This window comes from Pseudomonas ficuserectae (assembly GCF_024584585.1).
In the GTDB taxonomy this organism is placed as follows: domain Bacteria; phylum Pseudomonadota; class Gammaproteobacteria; order Pseudomonadales; family Pseudomonadaceae; genus Aquipseudomonas; species Aquipseudomonas amygdali.
This window is the reverse complement of record NZ_CP085684.1, coordinates 149667-166668: the sequence shown is the minus strand read 5'-3', so window position 1 is coordinate 166668 and position 17002 is coordinate 149667. Positions and strand designations below refer to the sequence as shown.

Annotated in this window: 17 protein-coding genes; 12 read left to right on the top strand and 5 right to left on the bottom strand. The window is 59.2% G+C overall.

Annotated features, from left to right (window positions below; translation table 11 throughout):
* Window positions 1–37: 37 nt before the first annotated feature.
* Window positions 38–1624 carry an ABC transporter substrate-binding protein gene (locus LJU29_RS00785; RefSeq protein ID WP_257111533.1) on the top strand — a complete coding sequence of 529 codons (1587 nt, stop codon included), beginning with the start codon at window positions 38–40 and terminating at the stop codon, window positions 1622–1624.
* 155 nt (window positions 1625–1779) lie between these two features.
* Here the strand turns inward: LJU29_RS00785 and radC are convergent, their stop codons facing one another.
* The gene (gene radC / locus LJU29_RS00780; protein ID WP_002551512.1) at window positions 1780–2454 is read right to left on the bottom strand and encodes a RadC family protein; all 675 of its coding nucleotides are present in this window, start codon (window positions 2452–2454) and stop codon (window positions 1780–1782) included.
* A gap of 135 nt (window positions 2455–2589) precedes the next feature.
* On the opposite strand from radC, the gene coaBC reads away from it, so the two are divergent.
* Genes coaBC through argB form a run of 4 tightly spaced genes read left to right on the top strand, consistent with a single transcriptional unit; the run spans window position 2590 to window position 7838 of the window.
* Entirely contained in the window at window positions 2590–3798 is a 1209-nt protein-coding gene (gene coaBC / locus LJU29_RS00775) for a bifunctional phosphopantothenoylcysteine decarboxylase/phosphopantothenate--cysteine ligase CoaBC (protein WP_257112917.1), read from the top strand.
* Window positions 3799–3804: 6 nt separating this feature from the next.
* Window positions 3805–4260, top strand: a complete 456-nt coding sequence (gene dut, locus LJU29_RS00770; protein ID WP_005731629.1) for a dUTP diphosphatase — start codon at window positions 3805–3807, stop codon at window positions 4258–4260.
* Window positions 4261–4318: 58 nt separating this feature from the next.
* A complete protein-coding gene (locus LJU29_RS29260) occupies window positions 4319–6904 on the top strand; it encodes a phosphomannomutase/phosphoglucomutase (protein ID WP_306459387.1) in 2586 nt (861 codons plus the stop codon).
* Between the two features lie 28 nt (window positions 6905–6932).
* On the top strand, window positions 6933–7838 hold the full coding sequence (gene argB, locus LJU29_RS00760; RefSeq protein ID WP_002551508.1) for an acetylglutamate kinase: 906 nt from the start codon (window positions 6933–6935) through the stop codon (window positions 7836–7838).
* Window positions 7839–8049: 211 nt separating this feature from the next.
* On the opposite strand, the gene LJU29_RS00755 is transcribed toward argB, so the two are convergent.
* Together LJU29_RS00755 and pyrE are read right to left on the bottom strand one after the other, a co-directional pair.
* A complete protein-coding gene (locus LJU29_RS00755; protein ID WP_005757539.1) occupies window positions 8050–8682 on the bottom strand; it encodes a hypothetical protein in 633 nt (210 codons plus the stop codon).
* A gap of 10 nt (window positions 8683–8692) precedes the next feature.
* Entirely contained in the window at window positions 8693–9334 is a 642-nt protein-coding gene (gene pyrE / locus LJU29_RS00750) for an orotate phosphoribosyltransferase (RefSeq protein ID WP_004655359.1), read from the bottom strand.
* 82 nt (window positions 9335–9416) lie between these two features.
* On the opposite strand from pyrE, the gene crc reads away from it, so the two are divergent.
* Window positions 9417–10196 carry a catabolite repression control protein Crc gene (gene crc / locus LJU29_RS00745; RefSeq protein ID WP_002551505.1) on the top strand — a complete coding sequence of 260 codons (780 nt, stop codon included), beginning with the start codon at window positions 9417–9419 and terminating at the stop codon, window positions 10194–10196.
* Window positions 10197–10264: 68 nt separating this feature from the next.
* Here crc and LJU29_RS00740 read toward each other — a convergent pair whose 3' ends face one another.
* Both LJU29_RS00740 and rph read right to left on the bottom strand, forming a co-directional pair.
* The gene (locus LJU29_RS00740; protein WP_003313990.1) at window positions 10265–10633 is read right to left on the bottom strand and encodes a DUF4870 domain-containing protein; all 369 of its coding nucleotides are present in this window, start codon (window positions 10631–10633) and stop codon (window positions 10265–10267) included.
* Window positions 10634–10653: 20 nt separating this feature from the next.
* Complete coding sequence (gene rph, locus LJU29_RS00735; RefSeq protein WP_003313989.1) at window positions 10654–11376, bottom strand: ribonuclease PH; 723 nt, start codon at window positions 11374–11376, stop codon at window positions 10654–10656.
* Between the two features lie 310 nt (window positions 11377–11686).
* On the opposite strand from rph, the gene LJU29_RS00730 reads away from it, so the two are divergent.
* The 6 genes from LJU29_RS00730 (at window position 11687) to LJU29_RS00705 (ending at window position 16982) form a co-directional block, all read left to right on the top strand.
* Entirely contained in the window at window positions 11687–12550 is an 864-nt protein-coding gene (locus LJU29_RS00730) for a YicC/YloC family endoribonuclease (RefSeq protein WP_002551502.1), read from the top strand.
* 13 nt (window positions 12551–12563) lie between these two features.
* Entirely contained in the window at window positions 12564–13208 is a 645-nt protein-coding gene (gene gmk / locus LJU29_RS00725) for a guanylate kinase (RefSeq protein ID WP_005757536.1), read from the top strand.
* 147 nt (window positions 13209–13355) lie between these two features.
* A complete protein-coding gene (gene rpoZ, locus LJU29_RS00720; protein ID WP_002551500.1) occupies window positions 13356–13619 on the top strand; it encodes a DNA-directed RNA polymerase subunit omega in 264 nt (87 codons plus the stop codon).
* A gap of 60 nt (window positions 13620–13679) precedes the next feature.
* Window positions 13680–15785: a bifunctional GTP diphosphokinase/guanosine-3',5'-bis pyrophosphate 3'-pyrophosphohydrolase gene (spoT, locus tag LJU29_RS00715; protein ID WP_004655368.1), complete on the top strand. Its 2106-nt coding sequence runs from the start codon at window positions 13680–13682 to the stop codon at window positions 15783–15785.
* 24 nt (window positions 15786–15809) lie between these two features.
* Window positions 15810–16190: a deaminase RidA gene (gene ridA, locus LJU29_RS00710; protein ID WP_005757531.1), complete on the top strand. Its 381-nt coding sequence runs from the start codon at window positions 15810–15812 to the stop codon at window positions 16188–16190.
* Between the two features lie 54 nt (window positions 16191–16244).
* Complete coding sequence (locus LJU29_RS00705; protein ID WP_004655373.1) at window positions 16245–16982, top strand: hypothetical protein; 738 nt, start codon at window positions 16245–16247, stop codon at window positions 16980–16982.
* The last annotated feature ends 20 nt before the right edge of the window (window positions 16983–17002 follow it).

Here is a 17002-nt window from a genome sequence, read left to right as displayed (position 1 = left end):
CGGCAGATGGGGCCCTTTCTGAACAGGAAATAACGCCATGCGCCTAGCTGCACTCCCTTTTTTGCTTGTTCCGTTGCTGCTTCCGATTGCCGCCCAGGCATCGAGCCTTGTGGTTTGTACCGAAGCCAGTCCCGAAGGCTTCGACGTTGTGCAGTACAACTCACTGACCACCACCAACGCATCGGCCGACGTGCTGATGAACCGTCTGGTGGACTTCGATGCCCAGAGAGGCAAGCTGGTACCGAGCCTGGCAGAAAGCTGGACCGTATCCAAAGACGGCCTGACTTACGACTTCAAGCTGCGCTCCGGAGTGAAATTTCATACCACAGACTATTTCAAGCCGAGCCGCGAGCTGAGCGCCGATGACGTGCTGTTCAGCTTCCAGCGCATGCTCGACCCGCAGAACCCGTGGCACAAGATTGCCCAGAGCGGCTTCCCGCATGCGCAATCCATGCAGTTGCCCGCGCTGATCAAGAGCATCGAAGCGCCTGACGCGCACTCCGTCCGCTTTACACTCAATCGGGCGGACTCGACCTTCCTGGCCACGCTGAGCATGGGTTTTGCGTCGATCTACTCGGCCGAATATACCGCGCAACTCCTGAAAGCCGGCACACCGGAAAAACTCAACAGCCAGCCGATCGGCACCGGGCCGTTCGTGTTCAAGCGCTTCCAGAAAGATGCAGTGGTGCGTTATGAGGCGTTCAAGGATTACTTCGCCGGCAAGTCTGATGTCGACACCTTGGTGTATGCCATCACAGCGGACGCCAATGTGCGCCTGCAGAAAGTCCGTCAGAACGAGTGCCAGATAGCGCTTTCGCCAAAGCCTCTGGATATTCAGGCGGCCAGCGAGGATAACTCGCTCAAGGTCGAGAAGACTGAAGCATTCATGACCGCGTTTGTCGCGATCAACAGTCAGCACCCGCCATTCGACAAGCCTGAAGTTCGTCAGGCCATCAACCTAGCGTTCGACAAGGCCAATTACCTGAAGGCCGTGTTCGAAGGCACCGCTGAAAAAGCCAATGGTCCTTACCCGCCCAACACCTGGAGCTACGCCAAAGACCTGCCCGGCTATCAGCACGATGTCGCCAAGGCCAAGACTTTACTGACCAAAGCCGGTCTGAAGGATGGTTTCAAGACCACTATCTGGACCCGGCCTTCCGGCAGCCTGCTTAACCCCAACCCAAGCCTGGGCGCTCAACTGCTGCAGTCTGACTTGAAACAGATCGGTATTGATGCCGAGATCAAGATCATTGAATGGGGCGAATTGATTCGCCGTGCCAAGGCTGGCGAGCATGACCTGCTGTTCATGGGCTGGGCGGGCGACAACGGCGACCCGGATAACTTCCTGACGCCGCAGTTTTCCTGCGCAGCCGTGCAGTCAGGCACCAACTTTGCCCGCTATTGCGACAAGACGCTGGACAAGCTCATCACCGATGGTAAGTCCGTCAGCGATCAGGGCGAACGCAGCAAGCTGTACCATCAGGCGCAGCAGCAGATCCAACAGCAGGCACTGTGGATACCCCTCGCCCACCCGACCGCAGCAGCCTTGGTACGCAAGGACGTCTCGGGTTATCAGGTCAGCCCGTTTGGCAGGCAGGATTTCTACAAGGTGCAGGTCAAGTAAATCGCCACACCTAGGCCTGTCTGCGTAACTGGCGTGCCAATGCCCTGCATTGGCACGCCCCACCTCAAGACCGGACGCAGAGCGTCCAGAACGGCATTACCACGCAGAGCGCGGGAACAATAACCCGAGTCTCGGCCTACCGCTCTGCGTGGGAGCTACATCAACCCGCGCTCTACCATTGACAGCGGCTCGCCGTCGCCCACGATCACGTGGTCCAGCACATGAACATCCACCAGCATCAGTGCTTCCTTGAGGCGCTTGGTCAGGTCAATGTCGGAACGGCTGGGCGTGGTGATACCGGAAGGATGGTTGTGGCAGAGGATCAGGCTGGCGGCGTTGTGAGCCATCGCTCGCTTCACCACCTGGCGCGGATGCACATAGGAGGCGTTGATCGTCCCGCGAAACAGTATCTCGAAGGTCATGACCCGGTGTTTGTTGTCCAGAAACAGGCAGGCGAAAACTTCATGCTGTTCATGTCTGAGCTGAGCCTTCAGGTAGTTGCGCACCTGAGTGGGGTTTTCCAGCGCTGAGTCACGGCGCAAGGACTCGGCCATGTGCCGGCGCGCCATCTCCATGACAGCCTGCAACTGAGCAAATTTGGCAGGCCCCAGCCCGAGCTGGGAGGTAAACGTGGACAGGTCAGCATCCAGTAACGATCTGAGCCCGTCGAATTGATTCAGAAGATGACGGGCAAGGTCTACGGCGCTTTTTCCGGCCACCCCGGTGCGTAAAAAGATAGCCAGCAACTCGGCGTCGGAAAGGCTCCCCGCCCCCAACTCCAACAAGCGTTCCCGCGGGCGTTCGGCCGCGGGCCAACTGCGAATACTCATAGCACCTCCATGTGATTGGGCACCGCTGTTGCGGTGCAGTCGCTGTGCTATCTTAGCCCATCTTTTTTGCGCGACGGCCTGGCCTGGGGAGGCGTCATGGGCGTCGCGTATTCACTCGACCAAAAAGGCAGGTCTATGCAGCGGCTGTATCGAAAACGCATCGTTCTTGGCGTCGGCGGCGGCATCGCGGCCTACAAGAGCGCCGAGCTGGTCCGCCGCCTGCGCGATCAGGGCGCTGAAGTGCGTGTCGTCATGACCAAAGGCGGAGCAGAGTTCATTACGCCGCTGACCATGCAGGCCCTGTCCGGGCACCCTGTGCACCTGGACCTTCTCGACCCGGCCGCAGAGGCCGCGATGGGCCATATCGAACTGGCCAAATGGGCCGACCTGATCCTGATCGCTCCGGCCACCGCCGACCTGATCGCGCGCCTGGCGCAAGGCATCGCCAACGACTTGCTGACCACCATCGTGCTGGCAACCGATGCCACCGTCGCCATCGCACCGGCGATGAATCAGGCAATGTGGCGTGACGCCTCAGTGCAAGCCAATACCCGGCAGCTTGAAGAGCGTGACTTTCGTGTGTTTGGGCCAGCGTCCGGCAGTCAGGCCTGCGGCGATGTCGGCTTCGGTCGCATGCTGGAGGCCGACGATCTGGCCCAGTGCGCAGCGGACTGTTTCCAGCGCCTGGGCCTGACCGGCAAGCATGTGCTGATCACCGCTGGCCCGACTCAGGAAAACATCGATCCGGTGCGCTACATCACCAACCACAGCTCCGGAAAAATGGGCTTTGCCCTGGCCGAAGCGGCTGTGGAAGCCGGTGCGCGCGTCACGCTGATCACCGGGCCAGTCAATCTGCCGACGCCGGATCGCGTCTCGCGCATCGATGTGGTCAGTGCCCGCGACATGCTGGCGGCGTGCGAGGCTGCCATCCCCTGTGACCTGTTCATCGCCTCGGCAGCGGTGGCTGACTACCGTCCGGAAGTTGTCGCCCCGCACAAATTGAAGAAAGATCCTTCAAACGGTGACGGCTTGCTGCTGCAGATGGTCCGCAATCCGGATATTCTGGCGACCATCGCAACCCGCCCGGATCGCCCTTTCAGCGTCGGCTTCGCCGCCGAGACCGAACACCTGCTCGACTATGCTGCCCGCAAGCTCAAGGACAAGAACCTGGACCTGATTGTCGCCAACGATGTCGCCAACCCCAGCATCGGCTTCAACAGTGAAGAGAACGCTTGCAGCGTGATTGACCGGGCGTTGCACGCAACGCTTTTTGCCCAGACCAGCAAGGCCAAGATTGCCCGCCAGCTGATCACTTTTATCGCCGACCGCATGAATCAGGTTTAACTACGAATGCACGCTCTACAAGCCAAGATCCTCGACCCTCGCATTGGCAACGAATTTCCACTCCCGGCCTACGCCACTGTTGGATCGGCAGGCCTGGACCTACGTGCCATGCTCAAGGAGGATACCGTCCTCGAGCCCGGCCAGACACTGCTGATCCCTACCGGCCTGTCGATTTACATCGGCGATCCGGGCCTTGCCGCGTTGATCCTGCCGCGCTCCGGCCTGGGTCACAAACATGGCATCGTGCTGGGTAACCTGGTGGGTCTGATCGACTCCGATTATCAGGGAGAATTGATGGTGTCGTGCTGGAACCGTGGCCAGACTGCATTCAACATCGCGGTGGGCGAGCGTATTGCGCAACTGGTGCTGGTGCCTGTGGTGCAGGCGCACTTCGAGCTGGTTGAAGCATTCGACGAAAGTCAGCGTGGCGCAGGCGGCTTCGGCCACTCCGGCAGCCATTAATCGTCATTCGGCATTCGGCAAATAATCCGGGTTTGGAAAAAGGCTCACGGAGAGGTCGGTGAAAGGCAGTCAGCACAGCGCTCCAAAACATGCTATTGCGGCCGATAACTCTCCCCCTGCAGCGAGCCTGAAAGGGCTTGCTCCAGGCCTTGTGCCTGCGACAATCGGCCTGATAATCGCCGCGGCGCTGGTCTGGGTTGCGCTGATATCCAGCCCCCAGCAGCAGGATCAGCTTGTTCGGGCATGGGGCGGCAGTCAGGCGGCAGCCATTGGTCTGGCGCTGCGGCAGATCAATGCCGACACTCAATCCGCCGCCTCCGGCGCAACACTTGTACAGACGCTTCAGAGCAATGATGCCTCCGCATTGCTGGCAGCACAGGATCGCTTCACTCGCTGGGACGGCCTGGCAGGCGCGCGGCTTTACCCCAAAGGCCTGGCTGACGTCGATACGCAGGGCGCGTTGCCGGTAAGTTTTGCCACGCTGGATATGCTCAACAAGGCTGCACAAGGCGAGGTCGTCGCCCCGGAGGCTCGCAAGGTGGGCGAGCGCTGGTTGATCTACAGTGCTGCGCCGGTACGTGCCGCGCCAACTCAGCCGGTGGTGGGCACATTACTGCTGGCCTTTGACCTGCAGCGCTTGCTCAATGCCTTGCAGGCACTGCCTGCCGAGGCCGGGCAGGTGGTGCTCAGCCAGCAGTTTGGCAACGGACCTGCACAGGTTTTCCTGCAGCGCGGTCAGGCCGACGGCGGCAAACAGCAGGTGTTCGATACCGGCTATTCAGGCTGGAAACTCGAATTCACGCCCGGCCCCGGCCTGAAAACTTCGCCTTCCGTCGTACTTTTGCTGCTGGCGCTGGTTATCGCTGCAGCGGGCGTGCTGCTTGGCTTGCATCGCAGCGAGAGAGCTCTGCAACGGCGTATTTGCGCCGACGCACGACAACTGGATCAGTTGCTCCAAGAACTCTCACGCGGAAAAGCCGTCAAACCCTTCGGTTTGAGCCTCCCGGCCCTGAGTGGTCTGGCCCAGGCCCTTGCTCGTGTCTCGCTTCGCAGTCAACCCCAGGCAGTGCCTACGTTGGTTGCCGGTGAGCAGCGCGATGAAGATATTGTCAAAGGCAGTGCTCCGTCCACAGTGGCTGCATCACGCACCGACTGGACCGATCCACTGTTTCAAGATACCGATATCCTTGATATCGACCTTCTCGATGAAAACCAGGACTTCCTGAGATCGGAGCATCCCCTCGCTATGAACAGCCCAGCATCCGTGGCACCCAACCTTCCCGAGACTATTTTCCGCGCCTACGACATCCGTGGCGTGGTCGGGGACACCCTCAACGCTGAAACGGCTTACTGGATCGGCCGCGCCATAGGCTCCGAAAGCCTGGCGCAGAACGAACCCAACGTCAGCGTCGGTCGCGATGGTCGCCTTTCCGGCCCGGAACTGGTGCAGCAACTGATTCAAGGCCTGCACGACAGCGGCTGCCATGTCAGCGATGTGGGCCTGGTGCCGACGCCTGCACTGTATTACGCCGCCAACGTGCTGGCAGGCAAGACCGGTGTGATGCTGACCGGCAGCCACAACCCCAAGGACTACAACGGTTTCAAGATCGTCATCGCGGGCGACACTCTCGCCAACGAGCAGATCCAGGCGCTGCACGAGCGTATCAAGACCAACAACCTGACTTCGCAGAAAGGCAGCATCACTAAAGTCGACATCCTCGATCGCTACTTCAAGCAGATCAAGGACGACATCGTCATGGCCCGCAAGCTGAAGGTCGTGGTCGACTGCGGCAACGGCGCGGCAGGCGTGATCGCCCCGCAGCTGATCGAAGCGCTGGGTTGTGAAGTGATCTCGCTGTTCGCGGAAGTGGACGGCAACTTCCCCAATCACCACCCGGACCCGGGCAAGCTGGAAAACCTGCAGGATCTGATCGCCAAGGTCAAGGAAACCGGTGCCGATCTGGGCCTGGCATTCGACGGTGACGGCGACCGTGTCGGTGTCGTGACCAACAAGGGTAATGTGGTTTACCCGGATCGCCTGTTGATGCTGTTCGCGCTGGACGTGCTCAAGCGCAACCCGGGTGCCGACATCATTTTCGACGTCAAATGCACACGTCGCCTGACTCCGCTGATCAGCGAACATGGCGGTCGTCCGGTGATGTGGAAAACCGGCCACTCGCTGATCAAGAAAGAAATGAAAAAGAGCGGCGCGCTGCTGGCAGGTGAAATGAGCGGCCACATCTTCTTCAAGGAGCGCTGGTTCGGTTTTGACGACGGCATCTACAGTGCGGCACGTCTGCTGGAGATCCTCAGCCAGGAGTCAGCCAATGCCGAAGACCTGTTCGAAACCTTCCCGAACGATATTTCGACGCCTGAAATCAACATCAAGGTGACGGATGTCACCAAGTTCAGCATCATCAAGGCCCTCGAAACCGACGCGCAGTGGGGCGACGCCAAACTGACCACCATCGACGGTGTCCGCGTGGACTATCCGAAGGGTTGGGGTCTGGTTCGTGCCTCCAATACCACGCCGGTACTGGTGCTGCGTTTCGAGGCCGAAACCGAGGCTGAGTTGCAGCGCATCAAGGACGTGTTCCACGCTGAGCTGAAAAAAGTTGCACCGGATCTCGACCTGCCATTTTGATTGTTTTTCCTTTTGACTGGAGCCCTGAATGACCCTCGAACGTGATGCCGCCTCTAATGTAGCCAAGGTCCTTTCCGAAGCGCTGCCTTACATTCGCCGCTTTGTCGGCAAGACGCTGGTTATCAAGTACGGCGGCAACGCCATGGAGAGCGAAGAGCTGAAAACCGGCTTTGCGCGCGACATCGTGTTGATGAAGGCGGTGGGCATCAACCCGGTGGTGGTTCACGGCGGCGGGCCGCAGATCGGTGATCTGCTCAAGCGCCTGTCCATCGAGAGCCACTTCATCGATGGCATGCGCGTGACCGATGCGCAGACTATGGATGTGGTGGAGATGGTGCTGGGTGGCCAGGTCAACAAGGACATCGTCAACCTGATCAACCGTCACGGCGGCAGCGCGATCGGCCTGACCGGCAAGGACGCTGAGCTGATTCGTGCGAAGAAACTCACCGTCACGCGCCAGACGCCGGAAATGACCAAGCCCGAAATCATCGACATCGGTCAGGTCGGTGAAGTGGTCGGGGTCAACACCGGGCTGCTCAACATGCTGGTCAAAGGGGATTTCATTCCGGTCATCGCGCCTATCGGCGTGGGCCCGGACGGCGAGTCGTACAACATCAACGCCGACCTGGTCGCAGGCAAGGTTGCCGAAGCCCTCAAGGCCGAGAAGCTGATTCTGCTGACCAACATCGCCGGCCTGATGAACAAGCAGGGCGAAGTCCTGACTGGGCTGACCACCGAGCAGGTCGACGGCCTGATCGCCGACGGCACGATCTACGGCGGCATGCTGCCGAAGATCCGTTGCGCGCTGGAAGCGGTTCAGGGTGGGGTCAATAGCTCGCACATCATCGATGGACGAGTGCCCAATGCGGTCCTGCTGGAAATCTTCACCGACAGCGGTGTAGGTACTCAGATCACCAACCGCAAGCGGCACTGATTCAGGCGTAACACCCAAAGGCCCCGTGAGCTGACGCTGACGGGGCCTTTTTGTTGGTTGATGATGATCGCTGATTATCGTTCCCAGGCTGGAGCGTGAGGAACGACAGGTGTCTGACTTCGACCCCTTTCGCGAACAAGTTCGCTCCTACGGCCTTCGGCCAGAATCAAAAACAGGCGTGGGCATGCACTTCTGGACGCTCTGCGTCCGGTCATTGAGTCAGGCGCTGGACGCGTGCACGATCGACGGCGAAATCTGCTTCAGCCTTTACCCGTGCGGCCTGATACCCGGCGATATCGGTTTGCAGCTTCTGCTGCTGATCGCGCAAGTCATTCAACTGATCGACCAGCCCCTGCTGAACAGGACGCCCCGCACGCTCCAGATCGGCTGCCTGGCCTTGCAGATTGCGCTGCTGAGCCGCCAGCCCCTGAATATTGCCCTGAGCAACGCCAATCAGCGCATTCAGCTCGGCCAGTTTACGGGCCTTGACGCGGTCCACCTCATCGACACTGCTGTAAAGGCTTAACAGCTGTGCATCCGCAGCGGCCTGGCGCTTGTCTGCTTCGGACTGACGAATCTGCTCGGCAGTCGGCGCGGGCGGTACGACCTGTATCACCCGGCCACGACCATTGAGCACTTCATAGCCTTTGGCAACGTAGTCGGGCGGCACGCCTTGCGTATCGATCACGGTCACGCCACGGCTGTCGACGTAGCGATAAAGTCGAGCTTCAGGCGCATCAGCCGCTTGAGCGAGCAAGGGCGCAAGCATGCCAAGAGCCAGCCAGAACCCCAAAACGCTCAGTACGCCTGAAACCGAAGCCCGCTCCGTGCCGCTGACTGCCATAGGCTCGTCCTCAGATTCCGTATTGCGTGCGATAGGCTTCGACGGCAGGCAGATGCTGCTTGAGCTGCGGATCGTCGGCCAGGAACTCAAGCACTTGATTCAGCGACACGATACTCACCACCGGAATTCCGAAGTCACGCTCGACTTCCTGAATCGCCGACAGCTCGCCATTGCCGCGCTCCTGGCGATTGAGGGCAATCAGGACACCTGCCGCAGTCGCGCTCTGGTCCTTGATGATCTGCATAACCTCGCGAATCGCCGTGCCCGCAGTAATGACGTCGTCGATAATCAGCACGTTGCCCGCCAGCGGGGAGCCCACCAGGCTGCCACCTTCGCCGTGCGCTTTGGCTTCCTTGCGGTTGAAACACCACGGCAGATCACGGTCATGATGCTCGGCCAGCGCCACGGCAGTTGCCGAGGCGAGCGGAATACCCTTGTAGGCCGGGCCGAACAGAACGTCGAAGGCAATACCGCTTTCAACCACGGCTGCTGCGTAGAAACGCCCCAGTTGTGCCAGTGCGGAACCGGTGTTGAACAGCCCCGCATTGAAGAAGTACGGGCTGGTGCGCCCGGACTTGAGAGTGAACTCACCGAAGCGCAGAACACCGCGATCGATGGCAAAACGAATGAAATCGCGCTGATACGCTTGCATGGAAAAAGCTCCGGATACCACGGATTTAGCTAATTAGGTAGAGCTCGGGTATCATACACGCACGTGATTTTTGGGGCCATTTATGCGGATCATCAGTGTGAACGTAAATGGCATTCAGGCTGCGGTCGAGCGTGGTTTGCTCAGCTGGCTGCAAGCTCAGAATGCCGACGTCATCTGCTTACAGGACACCCGCGCCTCCACCTTTGAACTGGATGACCCAGCCTTTCAGCTGGACGGTTACTTCCTCTATGCCTGCGAAGCCGAGGTTCCCGCTCAGGGTGGTGTGGCGCTTTATTCGCGGTTGCAACCGAAGGCGGTAATCAGCGGTCTCGGTTTCGAGACAGCCGACCGCTACGGGCGCTACCTGCAAGCAGATTTCGACAAGGTCAGCATCGCTACCCTGCTCTTTCCGTCAGGGATGAATGGCGATGAAGACCTGAATCAGAAATTCAAGCTCATGGACGATTTCGGCAAGTACATGGACAAGCAACGCCGCAAGCGTCGCGAATACATCTATTGCGGATCGCTCTATGTCGCGCAGCAGAAGCTCGACATCAAAAACTGGCGTGACAGCCAGCAGTCTCCTGGCTTCCTGGCGCCTGAACGCGCCTGGATGGACGAGATTGTCGGCACCATGGGCTATGTCGATGCCCTGCGTGAAGTCAGCCGCGAAGGTGATCAGTACAGCTGGTGGCCGGATAACGAACAGGCCGAGATGCTGAATCTGGGCTGGCGCTTCGATTATCAGATACTGACCCCAGGCTTGCGCCGCTTCGTACGCAGCGCTCGCTTGCCGCGTCAGCCGCGCTTCTCGCAGCACGCGCCATTGATCGTGGACTACGACTGGACCCTGACTATCTGATCGTCAGGCGAACAGTGCACACGAAAAAGCCGACTTCAAGTCGGCTTTTTGCGTTGCCCGAAGTGATGCTACTTGATCAGGCGCAAAGTGAACGGATAGCGATAATCGACGCCGTCATTGGCTTTTATCCCGGCAATGATCGCAAGCACTGCGGCTCCGATCCCCACCAGCGTCAGTAATGCAAAGCCGATAATCAGCAGCACCAGCAGCATGCTGACGGTGGCCGCAATGGCGACTGTGATCTGAAAGTTCAGCGCCTCCTTGCCTTGCGCGTCGATAAACGGATCGGAGTCTTTCTTCAACTGCCAGATAATCAGTGGGCCCAGTAGATTGCCGAACGGAAACATCAGTCCGGCAAACGCCGACAAGTGACAGAACATCGCCCACTGGCGAGCGCTTTGGGGCGGTTTGCTGAAAGGTTGCAAGCTGTCACTCATTATCGGACCCCTTCTGGATATCAGTCGGCCAACGCGGCGCGCTGCAATTCAAACAGCTCGGTCATGCCTTTCTGCGCCAGGGCGAGCATCGCGTTCAGCTCTTCAGGCTGGAACGGTGCGCCTTCGGCTGTGCCCTGTACTTCAATGAAGCCGCCTGCACTGGTCATGACCACGTTCAGGTCGGTCTCCGCAGCGGAATCTTCCAGGTAATCGAGGTCAAGCACCGGCTCGCCCTGATACATGCCGACCGAAACGGCTGCGATCATCTGCTTGAGCGGGTCACCGCCCTTCAGGCCGCCACGCTTCTTGATCACTTTCAAGGCATCTGCCAGAGCAACCATTGCGCCGGTAATGGACGCGGTGCGAGTGCCGCCGTCCGCTTGAATGACATCGCAATCGACGTACAGGGTCACGTCGCCCAGCTTGGACATGTCCAGCGCAGCGCGCAGCGAACGACCGATCAGGCGCTGGATTTCGAGTGTACGACCACCCTGCTTGCCGCGACTGGCTTCACGCTGGTTACGCTCGCCGGTAGCGCGCGGCAGCATGCCGTACTCGGCAGTCAGCCAACCCTGGCCCTGACCCTTGAGGAAGCGTGGTACGCCGTTTTCGACGCTGACGGTGCAGATCACCTTGGTATCACCAAACTCGACCAGTACAGAACCCTCGGCGTGTTTGGTGTAGTTGCGGGTGATGCGGATCGAGCGGAGCTGATCGGCGGCGCGACCACTTGGACGTTTCATCTGGGATACCTGTACTGAGACGGAAAACTGCTGGGCATTATAGAGGTCACAGCTGCCGCTGGGCATCTCTAAAAGCCGCCAATGCCGATTTGCTACGAACAGAAGGCTCTGGATCAATACTTTCGACGCTCTGGCGTGATCGCAAGGAATGCCTTGTGTCACTTGTAACACTGCCGGATTGGGAGCCTGCGTCGCACTGCGCTACAATCCTGCGCCTCTGCAGCCAGTCGGCTTTCACGACACCCATGAACGCCGATCCTGTGCACTCATGGGTTGAATCACGCTCCTGAATCGATAAGAGGTACTTCCCATGGTGCACAGCATGACTGCCTTTGCCCGCGTAGAGCGAGCCGGTGCCCAAGGCACACTGAGCTGGGAACTGCGCTCGGTCAATCACCGCTATCTGGAGCCGCACCTGCGCCTGCCTGAGTCATTCCGTGATCTGGAAGGTGCGATTCGCGAAGCGCTACGCCAGGGGCTGTCGCGTGGCAAAGTCGAATGCACACTGCGTTTTGTCGAGGAAACCGCCGGCAAACCGCTGCAAGTGGATCTTGAGCGTGCAGGCCAGTTGATCGCTGCAGCCGAATCGGTTGCCGGCCTGATCAAACAGCCTGCCGCGCTGAACCCCCTTGAAGTTCTGGCATGGCCCGGCGTACTGGTGGCCGACGCCAGCGATCCACAGGTGTTGAACACCGAGGCGCTGAAGCTGTTCAATGATGCGCTGACTGAATTGAAGAGCGGGCGCGGACGCGAAGGTGCAGACCTGGCCAGACTGCTTGATGACCGGTTGTCTTCCATCGTCGAGGAGGTTGCCACCCTGCGCACCCTGGTGCCGCAGATGCTGGCAACTCAGCGCCAGAAAGTACTGGATCGCTTTGCCGACATGAAAGCCGAACTGGATCCGCAGCGCCTTGAGCAGGAAATGGTTCTGTTGGCACAGAAAAGCGATGTTGCCGAAGAGCTGGACCGCCTCAGCACACACGTCACCGAAGTGCGTCGCGTACTCAAGGCTGGCGGTCAGGCAGGCCGGCGCCTTGATTTCCTGATGCAAGAGCTTAACCGCGAAGCGAATACACTGGGCTCCAAGGCCTTTGACCCACGCAGCACGCAGGCTGCCGTCAACCTTAAAGTGTTGATCGAGCAAATGCGCGAGCAAGTGCAGAATATTGAGTAAGGCTGAACCTCACATGACCCATATCACTGGCACCCTGTATATCATTTCCGCCCCGTCCGGCGCGGGCAAGACCAGTCTGGTCAAGGCCCTGATGGACGCCCAGCAAGAGCCTCAGCACGGCGCGCAGGCGAAGATTCGCGTCTCGGTCTCGCACACCACCCGGACCATGCGCCCCGGCGAAGTGAACGGCGTGAACTACAACTTCGTCGATCGTGCCGAGTTCGTGCGCATGATCGAGCACGGCGACTTTCTTGAGCAGGCCGAAGTCTTTGGCAATCTGTACGGCACCTCGCAGAGCCACCTGCAGCAGACCCTGGACGAAGGCCACGACCTGATTCTGGAAATCGACTGGCAGGGTGCCCGGCAGGTTCGTGCACAAATGCCGCAGGCCCGGTCGATCTTCATTCTGCCGCCTACCCAGCAGGCATTGCGTCAGCGTCTGACCAATCGTGGCCAGGACAGTGACGAGATCATTGAAGCGCGAATGCGTGAAGCGGTCAGCGAAATGAGCCACTACAACGAGTACGAATACGTTGTGGTCAATGACGATTTTGCCGGGGCACTGGAAGACCTCAAGGCAATATTCCGCGCCAATCGCCTGACTCAGCAGCATCAGCAAGAGCAATACAGCGAGCTTTTTCAGGAGTTGCTGGCTTGATCGAGTCGTTTCCAGACATCAGGCAACAGGTTAAAAGCATGCCGTTGGTGGCTTGCCGCTTGATGCCTGGTGCTGTCCGCTTGTAAACTATCGAGTCCGCTCGCCCATCCGGGCATCGCGCATCCGCATTTGCTACGAGGAATACCCATGGCCCGCGTAACCGTTGAAGACTGCCTAGAACACGTGGATAACCGCTTTGAGCTGGTCATGCTCTCTACCAAGCGTGCCCGTCAACTGGCAACCGGCGGCAAAGAACCAAAGCTGGCCTGGGAAAATGACAAGCCTACCGTTATGGCACTTCGTGAAATCGCGGCTGGCCTGATGGATTACGCTGTAATCGCAGAAGCCGAAATCGTTGAAGATGAACCATTGTTCGCAGCGTTCGAGGACGAGTCCAACGAGGCCGTCTAAGCCTATGCCAGGTCGACGTAGTACGGCGCAGGGTAAAAGCCATTGGCAAGGGGTAGCGCCTTGCCAAGCATAGACGCCCTCGCCGAAAGACTGTCGGCCTACCTCGGCAAGGACCAGGTCAACCTGGTGCGCCGAGCGTATTTCTATGCCGAACAAGCCCACGATGGCCAGCGCCGTCGCAGTGGTGAAGCCTACGTCACGCATCCTCTTGCGGTGGCGAACATTCTTGCCGACATGCACATGGACCATCAGAGCCTGATGGCTGCGATGCTGCATGACGTCATCGAAGACACCGGGATTGCCAAGGAAGCGCTCAGCGCGCAGTTTGGCGAGACTGTCGCGGAACTGGTCGACGGGGTCAGCAAACTGACCCAGATGAACTTCGAGACCAAGGCCGAAGCCCAGGCGGAGAACTTCCAGAAAATGGCCATGGCCATGGCGCGCGACATTCGCGTGATCCTGGTCAAACTCGCCGATCGCCTGCACAACATGCGCACGCTGGAAGTGCTTTCGGGCGAAAAGCGTCGGCGCATCGCCAAGGAAACCCTCGAAATCTATGCACCCATCGCCAATCGACTGGGTATGCACAGTGTGCGCATTGAATTCGAAGACCTCGGTTTCAAGGCGATGTACCCGATGCGCTCCTCGCGAATCAACCAGGCGGTCAAGCGCGCCAGGGGCAATCGCAAGGAACTGGTCAACAAGATCGAAGAGTCCCTTAGTCATTGCCTGGCCGTTGACGGCATCGAAGGCGACGTGAGCGGGCGGCAGAAGCATCTTTATGGCATCTACAAGAAGATGCGCGGCAAGCGTCGCGCCTTCAACGAGATCATGGATGTCTACGCATTCCGCATCATCGTCGACAAGGTCGATACCTGTTATCGCGTGCTGGGCGCTGTACATAATTTGTACAAGCCGCTGCCCGGCCGCTTCAAGGACTACATCGCGATCCCCAAGGCCAACGGCTACCAGTCCCTGCATACGACCTTGTTCGGTATGCATGGCGTGCCGATCGAAATCCAGATTCGCACCCGCGAAATGGAAGAGATGGCCAACAACGGCATCGCTGCACACTGGCTGTACAAATCCAGCGACGACGAGCAGCCAAAAGGCACTCATGCCCGTGCCCGGCAGTGGGTCAAGGGTGTGCTGGAAATGCAGCAGCGTGCGGGCAACTCTCTGGAGTTCATTGAAAGCGTCAAGATCGACCTGTTCCCGGACGAAGTCTACGTTTTCACCCCCAAAGGCCGGATCATGGAGCTGCCCAAAGGCTCCACGGCGGTGGATTTCGCCTATGCGGTACACACCGACGTCGGCAACAGCTGCATTGCCTGCCGGATCAACCGCCGCTTGGCACCGCTTTCCGAACCGCTGCAAAGTGGCTCGACGGTCGAGATTGTCAGTGCGCCCGGCGCACGTCCGAACCCGGCATGGCTGAACTTCGTAGTCACCGGCAAGGCGCGTACGCATATTCGTCACGCGCTCAAACTGCAACGCCGCTCCGAGTCGATCAACCTCGGCGAGCGCCTGCTGAACAAGGTGCTCAACGGCTTTGAATGCAGTCTCGACAAGATCACTCAGGAACGCATTCAGCTGGTGCTCAACGAGTACCGGGTCGAAGTGCTGGAAGACCTGCTCGAAGACATCGGGCTGGGCAATCGCATGGCCTATGTCGTTGCGCGCCGTCTGCTGGGCGAGGGTGAGCAGTTGCCAAGCCCTGAAGGTCCGCTGGCGATTCGCGGTACCGAAGGCCTGGTGCTCAGCTACGCCAAATGCTGCACGCCAATCCCCGGCGACCCTATTGTCGGCCACCTGTCTGCAGGCAAGGGCATGGTTGTGCATCTGGATAACTGTCGCAACATCAGTGAAATCCGTCACAACCCGGAAAAATGCATCCAGTTGTCCTGGGCCAAGGATGTCACCGGCGAATTCAACGTCGAATTGCGTGTCGAACTCGAACATCAGCGCGGCCTGATCGCCCTGCTGGCCAGCAGCGTCAACGCGGCCGACGGCAATATCGAAAAAATCAGTATGGACGAACGCGATGGTCGCATCAGCGTGGTCCAACTGGTGGTCAGCGTGCACGACCGTGTGCATCTGGCTCGTGTGATCAAGAAACTGCGCGCCCTGACCGGTGTCACACGCATCACCCGGATGCGCGCGTAGGCCATCCCATCATCAGGAGTTCTCATGACCAAGACTGTCATCACCAGCGATAAAGCCCCTGCGGCCATCGGCCCATACTCTCAGGCCGTTAAAGCTGGCAATACCGTCTACATGTCCGGACAGATCCCGCTGGACCCGAGCAGCATGGAGCTGGTCGAAGGCATCGAAGCACAGATTACCCAGGTCTTCGAAAACCTGAAGTCTGTTGCCGAAGCGGCGGGCGGTTCCTTCAAGGACATCGTCAAACTGAACATCTTTCTGACCGATCTGGGCCACTTCGCCAAGGTCAACGAGATCATGGGCACCTATTTCACCCAGCCTTATCCGGCTCGCGCAGCCATCGGCGTTGCGGCACTGCCACGCGGCGCCCAAGTTGAAATGGACGCGATTCTCGTCATCGAATAATCCCCCGACGGAGCGTGCCTTGCGCTCCGTTCTCCCTGAAGGAAGGAATCCGTTATGCGCTCCGCGCTCGCCATCTCGCTGCTCGCCGTCATTCTGGGCGGCTGCGCCAGCCACGCCGACCGCAATCCGGACGGCACCTGGATCAACCAGACCGCCATCGACGCCGCCGTCAAACAAGGCAACCTGCGTCAGGCACTGCTCGCCAACGGCCCCAATCTGGAGTGGAAAATCAACTCCAAAGCCAATCAGGCCATCTATTCCAACGGTTTCGAGCTGGGTGAAGGCAAGATTGTCAGCGCCGCTGAAGGCAAGCTGCACATCGACTTCTACGGCAACTTCTTCGAAGACCTGAGCGTGAAAGGTGATGAGCTGGTTCAAGCTGCCAGCGAGTCAGGTCCTGAGCAGCACTTCCAGAAGCCCGAGAACCCGGCACCGGAAGGCGCTCAGCCTGGCACCAGTTTCGAGAAAGCCTTGTATGGTGCCTACATGGGCGGCAAATGGACCATCGTAGAAGGCGACGGCCAAGGCAGCACCGTGCAATTCATGCCTGACGGCAGTGTGCAGGGGCTTCCCGAAAACGATCGCTACGCACTATGCCTGGCGGGCGATTGCGCAGCCATGAGCGGTGAATACGACAGCATGTGGCTGGAGAAAGCCGAAAAAGGCAACCCGTGGATCTTTGCTCGCAAAGGCAAGCAGCTGGAGATATTCCAGGCTATGAACAATGCCGGTGCTGACCAGATGCCCGAGCTGCGTCCAGGCCCACGTCGCTGGTTGCTCGAACAGCAGTAAGCAACTCAAGCCTCGGGAGC